Source organism: Actinoplanes sp. 13, assembly GCF_056134165.1.
The window spans coordinates 452,926-466,856 of the sequence record NZ_JBVYOQ010000002.1; the positions used below are offsets into that span (position 1 = coordinate 452,926).

At 71.8% G+C, this 13,931-nt stretch carries 12 protein-coding genes; 6 read left to right on the forward strand and 6 right to left on the reverse strand.

The genetic code is table 11. The annotated features are described in order from the left end of the window. Positions 1–22: 22 nt before the first annotated feature. The 3 genes from AC0NH5_RS06650 to AC0NH5_RS06660 are packed head-to-tail and all read left to right on the forward strand — an operon-like array spanning position 23 to position 2,395. Positions 23–643: an RNA polymerase sigma factor gene (locus AC0NH5_RS06650; protein WP_474400987.1), complete on the forward strand. Its 621-nt coding sequence runs from the start codon at positions 23–25 to the stop codon at positions 641–643. Next, positions 636–1,370 (forward strand): hypothetical protein, encoded by a 735-nt coding sequence (locus AC0NH5_RS06655; protein WP_474400989.1) that lies wholly within the window; start codon positions 636–638, stop codon positions 1,368–1,370. Before AC0NH5_RS06650 ends, AC0NH5_RS06655 begins: the two co-directional genes overlap by 8 nt. A 17-nt stretch (positions 1,371–1,387) precedes the next feature. Next, positions 1,388–2,395: a glycoside hydrolase family 6 protein gene (locus AC0NH5_RS06660; protein WP_474400990.1), complete on the forward strand. Its 1,008-nt coding sequence runs from the start codon at positions 1,388–1,390 to the stop codon at positions 2,393–2,395. Here AC0NH5_RS06660 and glxA read toward each other — a convergent pair. Then, positions 2,392–4,350 carry a radical copper oxidase GlxA gene (gene glxA, locus AC0NH5_RS06665; protein WP_474400992.1) on the reverse strand — a complete coding sequence of 653 codons (1,959 nt, stop codon included), beginning with the start codon at positions 4,348–4,350 and terminating at the stop codon, positions 2,392–2,394. The two genes, AC0NH5_RS06660 and glxA, sit on opposite strands and share 4 nt — an antisense overlap. Further along, on the reverse strand, positions 4,347–6,095 hold the full coding sequence (locus tag AC0NH5_RS06670) for a glycosyltransferase family 2 protein (protein ID WP_474400994.1): 1,749 nt from the start codon (positions 6,093–6,095) through the stop codon (positions 4,347–4,349). Before AC0NH5_RS06670 ends, glxA begins: the two co-directional genes overlap by 4 nt. A gap of 208 nt (positions 6,096–6,303) precedes the next feature. Between AC0NH5_RS06670 and AC0NH5_RS06675 the strand changes: the two genes are divergently transcribed. Together AC0NH5_RS06675 and AC0NH5_RS06680 are read left to right on the forward strand one after the other, a co-directional pair. Beyond that, a complete protein-coding gene (locus tag AC0NH5_RS06675; protein WP_474400996.1) occupies positions 6,304–7,902 on the forward strand; it encodes an SLC13 family permease in 1,599 nt (532 codons plus the stop codon). A 115-nt stretch (positions 7,903–8,017) separates the two neighbouring features. Further along, positions 8,018–8,281 carry a hypothetical protein gene (locus AC0NH5_RS06680; protein ID WP_474400998.1) on the forward strand — a complete coding sequence of 88 codons (264 nt, stop codon included), beginning with the start codon at positions 8,018–8,020 and terminating at the stop codon, positions 8,279–8,281. A 100-nt stretch (positions 8,282–8,381) separates the two neighbouring features. Here AC0NH5_RS06680 and AC0NH5_RS06685 read toward each other — a convergent pair whose 3' ends face one another. From AC0NH5_RS06685 to AC0NH5_RS06695, 3 genes are all read right to left on the reverse strand, one after another. Next, complete coding sequence (locus AC0NH5_RS06685; protein ID WP_474400999.1) at positions 8,382–9,041, reverse strand: hypothetical protein; 660 nt, start codon at positions 9,039–9,041, stop codon at positions 8,382–8,384. Between the two features lie 262 nt (positions 9,042–9,303). Next, the gene (locus AC0NH5_RS06690; protein WP_474401001.1) at positions 9,304–10,491 is read right to left on the reverse strand and encodes an MFS transporter; all 1,188 of its coding nucleotides are present in this window, start codon (positions 10,489–10,491) and stop codon (positions 9,304–9,306) included. Then, the gene (locus tag AC0NH5_RS06695) at positions 10,488–10,856 is read right to left on the reverse strand and encodes a DUF2203 domain-containing protein (RefSeq protein WP_474401003.1); all 369 of its coding nucleotides are present in this window, start codon (positions 10,854–10,856) and stop codon (positions 10,488–10,490) included. Before AC0NH5_RS06695 ends, AC0NH5_RS06690 begins: the two co-directional genes overlap by 4 nt. Positions 10,857–10,970: 114 nt before the next feature. On the opposite strand from AC0NH5_RS06695, the gene AC0NH5_RS06700 reads away from it, so the two are divergent. Further along, positions 10,971–12,917, forward strand: a complete 1,947-nt coding sequence (locus tag AC0NH5_RS06700) for an acyl-CoA dehydrogenase family protein (RefSeq protein WP_474401004.1) — start codon at positions 10,971–10,973, stop codon at positions 12,915–12,917. On the opposite strand, the gene AC0NH5_RS06705 is transcribed toward AC0NH5_RS06700, so the two are convergent. Further along, positions 12,908–13,921, reverse strand: coding sequence for a hypothetical protein (locus tag AC0NH5_RS06705; protein WP_474401005.1), 1,014 nt, complete (start codon positions 13,919–13,921; stop codon positions 12,908–12,910). The genes AC0NH5_RS06700 and AC0NH5_RS06705 overlap by 10 nt on opposite strands. Positions 13,922–13,931 lie beyond the last annotated feature (10 nt).

The following is a 13,931-nucleotide window of genomic DNA, read 5'->3' on the forward strand; positions in this document are numbered from 1 at the left end:
CCGCGGGCGGTGTCTCTAGGGTGTGGCGAAGGGGGCGGCCATCGAGACGGACGAGGCGACCGCGGACGGAGCGGGTGCGGGCGAAGCCGGCGCGGGCGAGGCGGCCGCGGTGGCGCGGGCCCGCGACGGCGACCTGGAGGCGTACGAGCATCTGGTCGTGCGCTTCAGCGCGCCCGCACACCGGGCCGCCGTGCTGCTCGGCGCGGGTCCGGACGCCGACGACGTGGTGCAGGAGGCGTTCGTGAAGGCGTACCGCGGTCTCGGGCGCTATCGCGGCGAGTCCGGGTTCAAGGCGTGGCTGCTCGCGATCGTGGCGAACGAGACCCGCAATCTCATTCGGTCACGGACCCGCCGGACCGGGCTGCTGATGCGGGCCGCGGTGCGCGAGGATCCGCTGCCGCTGGAGCCGGATCCGGCGGAGACCGCGGAGGCCACCGAGCGGCGCCGGTTCCTGGTCGAGCAGTTGCGCGCGCTCGACACCCGGGACCGGGAGGTGCTGGTCTGCCGCTATCTGCTGGACCTGTCGGAGGCGGAGACGGCGGTGATGCTCAAGGTGCCGCGGGGCACGGTGAAGTCGCGGACCGCGCGGGCGCTGACCAGGCTGCGCGGCCGGCTGCCGGTGGGGGAGGCGAGCGATGCCTGACCACGAGCGGCTGATCGGGGAGTTGCGTGACCTCGGGCGTGCTTTGCGCGTACCCCCTGGTGTCGATCAGAAGGACGCGATCCTGGCGCGCCTCGCCCGGCCTGCGCGGCGACGGCCTCGCGTGCGGCATTGGGTGGCGGCCGCGGCGGCCGCGCTGGCCGCGACGGTCACCCTGGTCGCGCCGGCTCGCGCCGCGGTGGTCGAGGTTGTCGGTGACCTCTTGCGGGTGGCCGGGATTGAGGTACGAGTGGAGCCCACACCCGGGGCATTGCCGCAGGCGCCGAGCGCCCTGCCCAGCGAGCGCTCCGCAGCGTTGACCGAAGCTGATCGGCTCGCGGCGTTCGAGGTGCGCGTGCCGGAGGCGTTGGGGGAGCCCGAGGAGGTCCTGCTGTCCGATCCGGATCCGGGTGGTGCGCCCCGGGTGGTGTCCCTGACCTACCGTGGCGGCACTGTGCGGCTGGACCAGTTCGACGGCTCGCCGGAGCCGGCGTTCTTCAAGACCGCGCCGAACGCCCGATGGGTGCCGCTCGCCGCCGGGACCGACGGGCTGTGGCTGCCGGCCCCGCACCCGCTGACCTATGTCGGACGTGACGGTGTCCAGCGGACCGAGACCGCGCGACTGGCCGGGCCGACGTTGATCTGGGCCACGGCGGACTCGATCACCTACCGGTTGGAGGGAATCGGGACACTCGAAGAGGCGACGGAGGTGGCTCGCTCCCTACGCTGAAAGTACAGTTTGTCCGGATGAAGAGACTCCCCGCTCTCGGTGGCTTCGCCGTGCTCGTCGTTCTCGGTGGCTGCACCGGGACTCCCGCGCCGGAATCCACGCCGGCGCCGGCCCGTTACGCGCCGTCGGCTTCGGCTCCCGGCGGGCTCTATGTGGAGCCGGACGCACCCGCCGTCGAGCAGGTGGTGCAGTGGGAGGCGGCCGGGCGGACGGCGGACGCGGCGGCGATCCGCCGGATCGCCGAGGCCCCGACCGCGGTGTGGTTCGCCGACGGCGCCCCCGGCTACGCGGATCGTGCCCGGGCGCTGGTCACCGCCGCCGCGGCGACCCGGAGCACCCCCGTGCTGGTGGCCTATCACGTGCCGCAGCGGGACTGCGGCGGTCATTCGGGCGGCGGGGCGGCCGACGGGAACGCGTACCGCGCCTGGATCGCCGGGCTGGCGGAGGCGATCCGCGGCGCGCCGGCCGTGGTGGTGCTGGAGCCGGACGCGGTCACCCACGTGCTCCAGGGGTGTGTGGGCGGCGCCGTCGCCGACGAGCGGTTCACGCTGCTCGACGAGGCGATCCGGGCGTTGAAACAGGAGCCGGGGGTGCGCGTCTATCTGGACGGCGGCAACCCGGGCTGGGTGAAGGACGTGGACCGGGTCGCGGACGCGCTGCGCCGGGCCGGGGTGGAACGGGCCGACGGCTTCAGCCTCAACGTGGCCAACTTCGAGACTGTCGAGGCGAACATCGGGTACGGCGAGCAGATCTCGTCGCGGCTCGGCGGCGCCCGCTTCGTGATCGACACCAGCCGCAACGGGAACGGGCCGGCCGCGGTGGACGCCCGCGACGCCGAGGGCCACTGGTGCAACCCGCCCGGCCGCGCGCTCGGGCCGGCGCCGACCACCGAGACCGGGCATCCGCTGGTCGACGCGTACCTGTGGGTGAAGCGGCCGGGCGAGTCCGACGGCGCGTGCGGGGTGGGCGCCCCGCCCGCCGGCCAGTGGTGGCCGGAGTACGCCCTCGGACTCGCCACCAACTAGCGCTTCTCCTCGACCTTGACCCAGCGCGCCGGGGAGGGCACGCCGCCGCCGTCGATCAGGAACAGCATGTACCAGCCGGCCGGCACCAGTCCCCGGCTCTTCGGGACGGCCAGGCTGAGCCCGCCCGGGATCCGGTGCACGCCCAGCGCCACCGACCGCTGGTCCACGTCGGTGCCGTGGGTGACCGCGCTGGGCCGGACCAGCCGGGCGGCCCGGATCCGGTCGGGGTGCGGGGTGGCGAACACCGCCCGGCTGCCGGTGCTGACCGTGGCGGCACCGCCGAGGATCCGCGGCCGGTCGCCGCGGAACAGGTACGGCGGGCTGTAGATCTCGATCCGTTGCTCGAACGTGCCCGGGTTGCGCCCGGTGCGGTCGTAGACCGGGTCGCTGCCCATCGTCACCACCCGGCCGTCCGGCAGCAGCAGCGCCTCGGAGTGGTAGTTGCGCCCGACGGCCGGCGCCGCCATCGTTCGGAAACGTCGCCCGCCCGGCTCGTAGATCTGCGCGGTCAGCAGGTCGCTGCGCCGGCGGCCCTGGTAGGGCCCACCCCGGTAACCGGAGCTGCCGCCGCTGGTGAAGACGGTGTCGTCGGGCAGCACCACGGTGTTCAGATATCGCGTCGGGTGCGGCAGGTCGGGGCCGCGGCGGTAGGCGGGCCGCGGCTCGTCCAGGTCGACGATCGCGGTCCGGGCGGTGGAGTCGGGCGAGTCACCGACCGCGCCGCCGCCGAGGATCATCACCTTCTGGTCCTGGGCGGGCGGCAGCAGCACCGAGGCGCTGGTCTCGGTCAACTTCGGATCGAGCAGGCCCGGCACCGGCTGGAAGCGGTTGGTGCGGACGTCCCACAGGCCGGGGGTGCGCCCCTCGGTGTCCGAGCCGTACCCGGCGTTGGAGCCGGAGAAGAACAGCCGCTCGTCCTTGGTCAGGAACAGCGCCGGATAGGTGGGGAAGACCCGGCGCAGTCCCGGGGCGGGGACCCAGCGGCGCTTGGCGGCCTCGTACCGCTCGTTGATGCCGGGCAGCATCCGGCCGAACTCGTCGAGCCCGGAGACGGCCAGCACGTCGCCGCCGGGCAGCGGGGCCAGCGTCGGGTACCAGCGGTGCTTCACCAGGTCCCCGGTCCGCACGTAACGTTCGGTGAGCGGGTCGAACTCGTACGAGGTCCGGTCCCCGCCGTACTCCTGCTTCTCCCGGGTGATCTTGTCGGCGACGCCGTAGAGGTTGCGGGCGTCGTCCCCGGTCAGGCCGGCGATGGCGTACTGCGCGGGCTTCGCGACGACCGGCCCGTCGCCCGCCTCGACCGCGTCCACCCGGACCTCGGCGGCGCCGGCGTGCACCATGATGTGGTTGCCGTGCCACAGCTTGGTGGCGGCGGGCACGGTGACGTCCGCCCGGCTCTGGTACAGCCGCCCGGCCGGCGACCGGAACCGGGTGCCCTTGGCGAAGCGGCGCGGGCCGAAGTCCGGCGACTCGTTCTTGATCTTCATGACGCCGGCGGCGTGGGTGATGTTCTCCTCGAGCACCTCGTACGATTTGGTACCGCCGGCCACCAGCAGCTTCCCGTCGGCGAGGAACGTGTGTCCAGCGCAGAACAGGTCGGTCGGCGTCGGCACCTCGGAGAAGTCGTCGGTGGCCGGGTCCCACAGGACGGTCCGGAAGCTGCCCGCCTCGAAGTTGTCCCGGTCGTTGCCGGAACCCGCCACGATCAGCACCTTGCCGGTGCGCAGCAGGGCGGCGTGGATGGCGTTCACCCGGAAGTCCGCGGGGACGTCGAGCATCGACCAGTGACCGTGCTCCTGCTTGTAGGACTGCCGGTTGATGCTGAACTCGTGGTAACGGTCCCGGGCCAGGACGACGATCGGGCGGTTGACCACGATCAGCGTGGCGAGGGTGGACAGCAGGGCGAGCAGGCTGATCAGCCGGCGGGCGGCGGTGGGCTTGGTCCGTGGCGTCATACGAGAATCTCCACGCGCTTGTCGAGAGCGGGATGTTCCGGTCGCTGGGGCGGACGGGTGATCGTCTGGCCGGCCCAGATCGCCGGTGGGGTCAGGCAGAGCACCAGGTTGAGCGACGGCCAGAGCCACATGAAGCCGTGCGCGTGCCCGGTCCAGAGGGCGATCACCAGCAGGGCGGCGAAGAAGGCAGCCCAGCGCAGATGGGTACGGAAGGTCAGCAGCCGGTCCGGGCTCGCCGAGTCGCCCTTCGGCGTCACCACGAACCCGGCCCGCCGGCGCAGCACCGCCTGCAGGAACGAGGTGACGTAGATCGGCGCGCAGAGCGTGGAGAGCAGCATGCCGACCAGGCCCGACGAGCCGGCCTCCTCGTGCGGGCTGACGTTGTGCCGGCGGTTCCAGATGTAGAGGCCGACCTGGAAGAGCGCGGCGTCCACATAGAGCATCAGCCACACCTGCTGCGGGACCTGCACGCCCTTCACGCCGAGCACGATGTGGCAGGCGGCGGTGGCCGCGCCCAGCATCCAGGCGACGGCCGTCAGCGGGTAGTACGCCATCAGCAGCGCGTAGTGCAGGGCCCGGCGTACCCCCAGCTTGTGGATCTTCGGAAGGAACCCGGCCACGCACACCTCGTCGGTGCCGCGGGACCAGCGGTGCTGCTGACTGAAATAGTCGGTCCACGACGACGGGCCCTCACCCACGGCCAGCACGTCCGGGGTGTAGACCGAGCGCCAGCGACGGCCGGTCGCCGGGTTCTTCGCCGCGTGCGCGGCCAGGCTCGTCGCCATGTCCTCGGTGATCGAGTCCTGGAGGCCGCCGATCGACTTCAGCGCCGCGATCCGGACCGCGTTGTTGGTGCCGACCAGCATCGGGATGCCCAGCTTGTTGCCGGCCCGCTGGAGCAGTGAGTGGAACAGGTACTGCTGCGACTCGGCCCAGCGGGTGATCACGTTGTCGTAGTTGCCGTAGATCTGCGGGCCGATCACGAACGCCACGTCCGGGTCGCGGAAGTAGCCGAGCAGCCGCTCGCAGAAGTTGGGCAGCGGCACGTGGTCCGGGTCGACCGAGACGAACGCGTCGTAGGAGTCGCCGTGCCGGTCGACCCAGGCGTTGTAGTTGCCGTGCTTGGTCTTCGCCTTGAAGGCGCCGGCCGGGGTGTTCCACTCGACGACGCCCTTGCGGCTGAAGTGGCGCACGCCGACCCGGGCGCACATCGCCCGCACCTCGGGGTCGTCGCCCTCGTCGAGCAGCCAGACGTCGTACCGGCCGGGGTGCCGGATCCGGCAGGCCGCCGCCAGCGTCTTCTCCACCATCTCGATCGGCTCCTTGCCGGGCACGATGGTGGTCAGGAACGCGACACGCAGGCCGGGTTGCGGCGGCACCGGGATCGGGTCGCGGGCCCGCAGCGTGGCGAGGCAGAGCGTCACGACGTTGACCAGGCGGAACAGCTCGATCAGCGCGGTCGCGACGATCATGAAAACGGTGGTGGCGAAGAGGCCGGTGTGCATCCGGCGGTCCGGAAGCGTGACCTCGGCGACCAGCCAGCCGAAGAACGTCGCCTCGAAGCAGAACGCGAAGGCGGCGATCAGCAGAGTCCGGATCGGGCGCCGCCGGGACAGGGGTCTCAGCCGGACCCGGTAGTCGCCGTCGTCCGGGACGGGCTCCGGCTCCCCGGCGAGGAGGCTGAAACCGGTGTAGTCGTATCTCGCGGACGGATCGACCCGCTCCGCGAGGTGCTGGCGTGTCATCGGGCTCCCTGCATCGGCGATGTCTCGAAGGTTCAGATGCCTCGGGAATAACGCAGCAAATACGGCGCAGGGTATTTAGCATCTTTACCGGTCACAGTGGAACAATATCCAAAAAAGGTAAACTCTGGACATACCTCGTACCCGATCGTGTCACTGCCTTAGCATCGAGGCGTGTAGATCAGTGATCGCGATCACAGGAGGGTGACCCATGTCCACCACCGAGGGGCCGCGTACCGACGTCGAACAACGACTATTGGGTGGGAGTACCTACCGAAGCATGGGGGAGCAGCGACTCTCCCCGGCCGAGGAGCGCTTCGAGAAGGGCCGGCGCACCGTAGGCCTGTTCCTGGCGCCGGTCGTCACCCTGATCTTCCTGGCCCTGCCGTTGACCATCCCGCCCAGCCAGCAGGTCCTGGCCGGCCTGCTGCTCGGCGTGATCGTGCTGTGGGTGACCGAGCCGGTCCCGATCCCGATCGGCGGCCTGATCGGCGTCGCCCTCATCGTGCTCTTCGGCGTCGCCCCGGCCGCCGACGTGCTCCAGCCGTTCGGCTCCTCCACAGTGTTCACGTTCATCGGGGCGTTCATCCTGGCCCAGGCGATGCTCAAACACGGCCTGGCCCGCCGGTTCGCGTTCCGGTTGCTCTCCGTACCGGGCGTCGGCCGCTCCGCGGCCCGGGTGATCATTGCTTTCGGCGTGATCACCGCTCTGCTGTCCGCGTTCGTCTCGAACACCGCGACGGTCGCGATGCTGCTGCCCACCGCGCTCGGCATCCTCTCGGTGATCGCGAAGATGATGCAGGACCGTGGCCTCGCCCCCGCGGACTTCGACCCGACGCGGCTGCGGGTCGGCGCGGCGCTGATGCTGATGCTGGCGTACGGGGCGAGCGTCGGCGGCCTGCTCACCCCGGTGGGCTCCCCGCCCAACCTGATCGGGCGCGGGCTGATCGAGGAGGCGACCGGGGAGCGGATCTCGTTCGCCGAATGGATGGCCGTGGCCGCGCCGATCTGCCTCGGCATGTTCGTCATCCTGGCCGTCGTCCTGCTGCTGCTCAACAAGCCCGAGGTCCGCAAGATCGAAGGCGTCGAGGAGTACGTGGCCGCCGAACGCGCCAAGCTCGGGCCGTTCTCGAAGGCCGAACGGAACACCCTGATCGCGTTCGTGACCACGGTGATCCTCTGGATCACGCCGGGCGTCGTCGCTGTCGTCGCCGGCGACGGATCGCAGGTGTACGACCTGGTCAGCGGCCGCCTCAACGAAGGCACCGTGGCGGTGCTCGGCGCCTCCCTGCTCTTCCTGCTGCCGGTCTCCTGGCCGGACCGCGAGTTCACCCTCAACTGGAGCGACGCGGCCCGCATCGACTGGGGCACCATCGTGCTGTTCGGCACCGGCATCATCTTCGGCTCGCTGCTCGCCTCCACCGGGCTGGCCGAGACCATCGGCACCTCCAGCGCCGAGGCGCTCGGGCTCAGCAGCACCGTGGCGATCACCGCGTTCGCCGTGCTGCTGGCCATCATCATCTCGGAGACGACCAGCAACACCGCCTCGGCAGCCGTGGTCGTACCGATCATCATCCCGATCGCGGTGGCGGCCGGGATCAACCCGCTGGTGCCCGCGCTGGCGGCCACGTTCGCCGCGTCGTTCGGGTTCATGCTGCCGGTCTCCACACCACAGAACGCGGTGGTCTACGGCTCCGGCGTCGTCCCGATCACCACGATGATCCGGTCCGGCATCTCCTTCGACATCCTCGGCGGGCTGCTGATCCTGCTGCTGCTCCCGCTGATGGTCGCCCTCGTCGGCCTCGGCTGATCGCAAATGTGGTAGCAGACAGTGACGCAGAGCGTCGAACCGACACGGCCTATGATCCGTTCTCTAGGTCAGGCGGGGCACGACCGGTCCCGCAGTGACCGACAAGGCGGTGGCAATGCTGATCCTGACCCTGCTCATCCTGGTCCTGGCTGCCGCCTGCGTGCTCGCGGTACGCGGGGTGCGGGCGGACGCGCGGGCCGAGTCGGAGCCGCTCACCGTCCCCGAGGCCCTCTTCGGTCCGGAGAGCCTGGAAGGCGTGCTCTGCGCCCAGTTGATGGACGGCGACATCACCCGTCGTCAGTACCTGCGGTCCATGGCCGGGATCGCGGCACGTGACGAGGAGCGGCACCCGCTGGTGGTGCCCTGGCACGAGGACTGAGCCCTCCACCTCGGTCCCCGTCGCCGGATCAGCCCGGCGCCCGTTTCCCCACGGGCGCCGGGCTGCATTCCTGGCCTTCGTCCTGGCTCGGCCCCGGCCGTCAGGGCCGCTGCGCGGGCGGGTCGCGGCGCGGTGGGGTGGGGTCGATGACCCGCAGGCGCGGGTCACCGGGCGGATAGCCGATGCGGGCCACCAGGTCCGCGGTGCCGCCCGGGCCGTCGCCGGGACGGCCGTTCCAGACCACGATGGCGTACGGGGTCGGATCATGATCCCGGGCCAGCCGTACGATCCAGGCGTTCGTCCTGGTGTAGAGGTTGCCGGCGCGTCCTGCCTCGTCGGCACCTGGCGCTTGGCCGGCGCGTCCCGCATCGTCGGCACCTGGCGCTTGGCCGGCGCGTCCCGCCTTGTCGAACCGTCCCGCCGGAAGCACCGCGACCGTGCCGGCCAGCCGCAGCAGCCGCCGGAAGCGGGCGGCCCAGGTGGTCCCGGGCAGCACCACCGACGCCTGCTCGAACCGGTCCGGCGGCTGCGCGAGGCAGAGATGCACGGTGGCGCCCCGTTCGTACGCCTCCTCGGCCACGATCACGTCAGCACCACGCGCGCCGCCGGTGTAGACGGTCGTGCCGGGACCGACGTGCCACTCCTCGAGGGTCTCGCGGACCCGCAGGGCCACCCACGGGACCCGGCTCTGCGGGAAGCGGGGGGCGGGGCGGCCCGGGGCGTCGACCAGGAGACCGCCGGCGATCAGCGCACGGGTCATGTCGCCACCTCCTGCGGCGGCCGGGGCGGTCGTCGCGGCCACTGAGTCGATTGTCGCGCTCGCCGGGGTTGTCCGCTCAGTCGGCAACGTGTCGTTTCCCGTCACTCCACCTTCGTGGACCCCGCCCCACCCGCGTCCTGACTCCCGCTCCGTGGGGTGCGAGCTTGTGTGTGGAGTTCGGCCCGCCTGCGAGCCGCAACTTCACACGTTCGGTGGGGTGCGAGCTTGTGTGTGGAGTTCGGCCCACCTGCGAGCCGCAACTTCACACGCTCGGTGGGGTGGGGACCCAGCGGTGGAGGACGACGGCGGCGAGCAGCCCGGCCCCCGCGACGGTGAGGGCGGCCGCCGACAACGAGGCCACGGCTGTGACCGCGCCGATCAGCAGGGGACCGCCGCCGTTGCCGACGTCCGCGCAGAGCCGCCAGGCGCCGAGGAACTGGGCTCGGCCCTCGGTGGGGGAGACGTCGGCGCCGATGGTCAGCACCAGCCCCGCGCTCAGGCCGTTGCCCAGGCCCATCAGCATGGCGGCGAGCGTCAGGCCGGTCGCGTCGGTGGCCAGCGGCAGCAGCCCGTGGGCGAGACCGAGCAGCGCCATGGCCGGCACCGCGGCCGCGCGCCGGCCGTACCGGTCCATCAGCTTGCCGGCCGGATAGAACAGCAGCATGTCGACCGCGCCGGAGCACCCGTAGATCAGGCCGATCGTGGCCGGGTCGAGGTGGAGCGAGGCGCCCCACAGCGGGACGATGGTCTGCCGGGACGCGCGCAGCGCGCCGACCAGCAGGATGCCCAGCCCGAGGGTGCGCAGGATCCGCGCGTTGTCGCGGATCACCGTCCACAGTGACAGCGGGGAGTCCCCGGCCCGGTGCGCCGGGCGGTCGTGCGGCACCGGGGGCAGCAGCGCGAGCAGGGCGGTCGCGACGGTCACGCCGGCGATGGCGACCAGGTAGGCGCCGGCCAGCCCGGCGAAGTGCATGGCGCCGGCGCCGAGGAACGGCCCGATGAACAGGCCGATCCGCCCGACTCCGCCGAGGGTGGACATCGCCCGGGCGCGCAGGGCCGGGCGCACCGCCTCGGTCAGGTACGCGTGACGTGCCACGATCCAGGCCGCCCCGGCCACGCCGAGCAACGCCACCGCGGCGCCGAGCAGCAGCACACTGGACGCCAACAGGCAGGCGATCAGCGCGGGCAGCGCCAGGCCGGTCGCGGCGACCATGGTGCGCTGCTCGCCGATCCGCGCGATCAGCACCCCGGCCGGCAACGATCCGGCGATCTGGCCCAGACCCACCATGCCGGCGACGACCGCGGCGGTGGCCGGTGAGGCGCCGAGCTCGGTCGCGGAGAGCACCACCACGGGGGCGATGGCGCCGGTCGCGGTGGAGTACACCGCGGACGGCAGGTAGACGCTCGGCCCGAGCTGGCGCAGGGTCAGCCCACCGGTGGCCGCCGTCATTCCGCGGGCAGCGGGCGGCGGCCGGCGAAACCCAGGTCGGCGCGGTGGTACCAGCCGAGTTCGGCGTCGCCTTCCAGCCAGCAGAGCAGCACGGGTACACCGTCGAGGTCGGCCGGGAAGTCGACGAGCAGCGGCGCGACGCCCTTGAGTTCGGCGCCGGTCTCCTGCACCTGGGTCATCAGCTCGTTGAGCCGGGCCTCGGCCGCCTTGCGTTCGGGCAGCCCGCCCAGGTCGGTCGGCGTGCCGCCGGGAATGAGCGCGGCGGACAGCTCCACCATGTCGGCCCGGACCGTGACGATCTCGTCGAGGACCGGCCGTAGTCTGACGAGTTCGGCCCGCGCCTCCGCCACCGTGAACAACCCCATGGTCGTCAGTCTGCCCGACCGCCGGGACCCGATGATCCCGGGTGCGCCGGAGGCTGTGACCCATCTCCTCCCGGAGCGGCGGTATCCCAGGTTACCGACGGGTAATATTGAGTCATGATCAGCCAGGAGATCCAGGCGGTGCTCGACGGCCGATGGGCGCACATCCGCCAGGCGGTGCGCGAGGGACTCGGCCCGGAATTCGTCACGGTGCCCGGCGAGACCGGGCCGCAGGCGCGGGAGCGGATCAGCCGGCTGATCCGCGCGCTGCCGACCGGTGTGGGGGTCGCGGCGGCGTTCCCGGCGGAGTACGGCGGGTCGGACGACCCGGGTGGCTCCGCCGTCGCCGCCGAGATGCTGGCGCAGGTTGATCTGTCGTTGATGGTCAAGGCAGGCGTGCAGTGGGGCCTGTTCGGGGGCGCGGTGGTGGCGCTCGGCACGGCCCGGCACCACGACGCCTACCTGCGGGACATCATCTCGGCGAACCTGATGGGCTGCTTCGCGATGACCGAGACCGGTCACGGTTCGGACGTGCAACAACTGCGGACCACCTGCGTGTACGACCCGGTCACGCAGACGTTCGATCTGCACACGCCGCACGAGGCCGCACGCAAGGACTACATCGGCAACGCGGCTCGCGACGGCCGGATGGCGGTGGTGTTCGCGCAATTGATCACCGGTGGGCGAAGTTACGGGGTGCACGCGTGGCTGGTGCCGATCCGTGACGAGCGAGGCAACCCGATGCCGGGTGTCACGCTCAGCGACGCGGGCGCGAAGGCCGGGCTGCTCGGTGTGGACAACGGGCGGATCTCGTTCGACCACGTGACCGTGCCGCGGGACATGCTGCTCGACCGGTACGGGCAGGTCGCGCCGGACGGCACGTACTCCAGCTCGATCGAGAACGACAGCCGGCGGTTCTTCACGATGCTCGGCACCCTGGTCCGCGGGCGGATCACGGTCGGCGGGGCGGCTGCCGCGGCGACCCGCAGCGCCCTGACCATCGCGGTCCGGTACGGCGATCTGCGGCGCCAGTTCACCAGCCCCGGCGCTCCGCGCGAGGTGCTCCTCAACGACTACCTGGCGCATCAGCGCAAACTGCTGCCGGCGCTGGCTACGTCGTACGCCTATGCCTTCGCCCAGGAGGAGCTGGTGTCGACGCTGGCCTCGCTGCCCGCGAACGACGAACGCGGCCGGCGTGAGCTGGAGTCGCGCGCCGCCGGTCTGAAAGCGGCGCAGACGTGGCACGCCACCCGGACCATCCAGATGTGCCGGGAGGCCTGCGGCGGCGCCGGCTATCTGGCCGAGAACCGGCTGCCCGGGCTGAAGGCCGACACCGACGTCTTCACCACGTTCGAGGGTGACAACACGGTGCTGATGCAGCTGGTCGCGAAGGGGCTGCTCACCGGGTACCGCGACGCGTTCGGCTCGCTCGACGGGTGGGGCCGGGCGACGTTCGTGGCCGAGCAGGTCCGCGAGATGGTGCTGGAGCGCACCGCCGCGCGGTCGGTCATCCAGCGCCTGGTCGCGGCGGTGCCCGGCCGCGACGAGGAGGTCGCCGTCACCGACCGCGGCTGGCACCTGACCATGTTCGAGGACCGCGAGAAGCACATCCTCGAGGGCGCGATCCGCCGGCTGCGCGGCGGCGCGGCGGCCAAGAAGGACCGTCCCTTCGAGATCTTCAACGACGTCCAGGACCACGTCCTCAAGGCCGCCGCGGCGCACATCGACCGGATCACCCTGGAGGCCTTCGTGGCCGGCGTCGAGCGGTCCCCGGACCCGGCCGCCCGCGCGCTGCTGGCCAAGGTGTGCGACCTGTACGCGCTGTCGGTGATCGAGGCCGACAAGGGCTGGTTCATGGAGCACGGGCGGCTGACGCCGGCCCGCTCCAAGGCGGTCACCGCGGTCGTGAACGACCTGCTCCGCGAGCTGCGGCCGCACATGCGGACGCTGGTGGACGCGTTCGCGGTGCCGGAGGAGTGGCTGAACTGCGCGATCCTGCGCGAGGAGGACGACCGTCAGGAGGCGATGGCCAAGGAGGACGAGGCGGTGCGCGCTCAGGCGTAACAGCGGGCGACGGCCGTGAAGGCCGCCTTGGGCTCCCACGGCCGGCCGGCGTCGTCGAACACCTTCACGATGCCGTAACTGGCCAGGTCCAGGTCGTCGCGCGGATCGCCGCCGGGCCGGTGTGGGAAGTCGGACAGCGCGAAGAGGAACACGAACGCGCTGTCCACGCCGGCGGCGTCGAAGATCTCCAGCAGCTCCCGGACGTACGCGCCCTGCCCGTCCTCGTCACGTTCGTAGACATCGTTCAGCCGCACCGGGCGGCGCGTGCCCGGCTCGAACTCGACGGCGTCGAGCCCGTGCGCGCCCCGGTCGCCGGCGCCACGATAGGTGGCCGAGCCGAACTCGGTGACGGCCACCGGCTTGCCCCCGGCGAGCAGGTCGCGGACGCCCGCGGTGACCAGCTCGGCGAAACGGCCGGCCATCTCGGCGGACCGGTAGACGTCCATCGACACGATGTCGAAGGGCGTCCAGTCGACCCGGTCGAGCGGCACCGAGGCATAGGTGACCCGGCCCCCGAAACGTTCGCGGACGACGGCCACCGCCCGGGCCAGGAAGCCGTTGACCCGGGCGCCGACCCGGCCGATCATCTCGCGTACCAGGTCGGGCCGGCTCAGCAGCGCCATCCGCTCGTCGTGGGTGCCGCCGGGAAGGAAGCCGGGGTTCATCACGCTCAGCTCGGCGCCGGTGACGAAGACGATCTCGCCGCCCCGGCGCCGGAGCCGCTCCGCGCGTTCGGCGCAGTCGGCGAACAGCGCCAGCATCTGCGGCTTGGACAGCTCCAGAGGGTACGGCGAGAACCACACCTCCAGGCCGAGATCGACCGCGATGCCGGCTGCGAGGTCGATCCGCCCGGCGTCCCCACCGATCACCCGGACGGCGGTGCAGTGCAGCTCGTCCCTGATGGTGCGCAGGTCGTGTTCGACCCGCACAGGGTCGAGCCGGTCCCGATCATGCGCCCCATGCGGAGCGAGACCGGTGTCATAGGTGATGCCCTTGCCGCGCATGTGCCCGCCC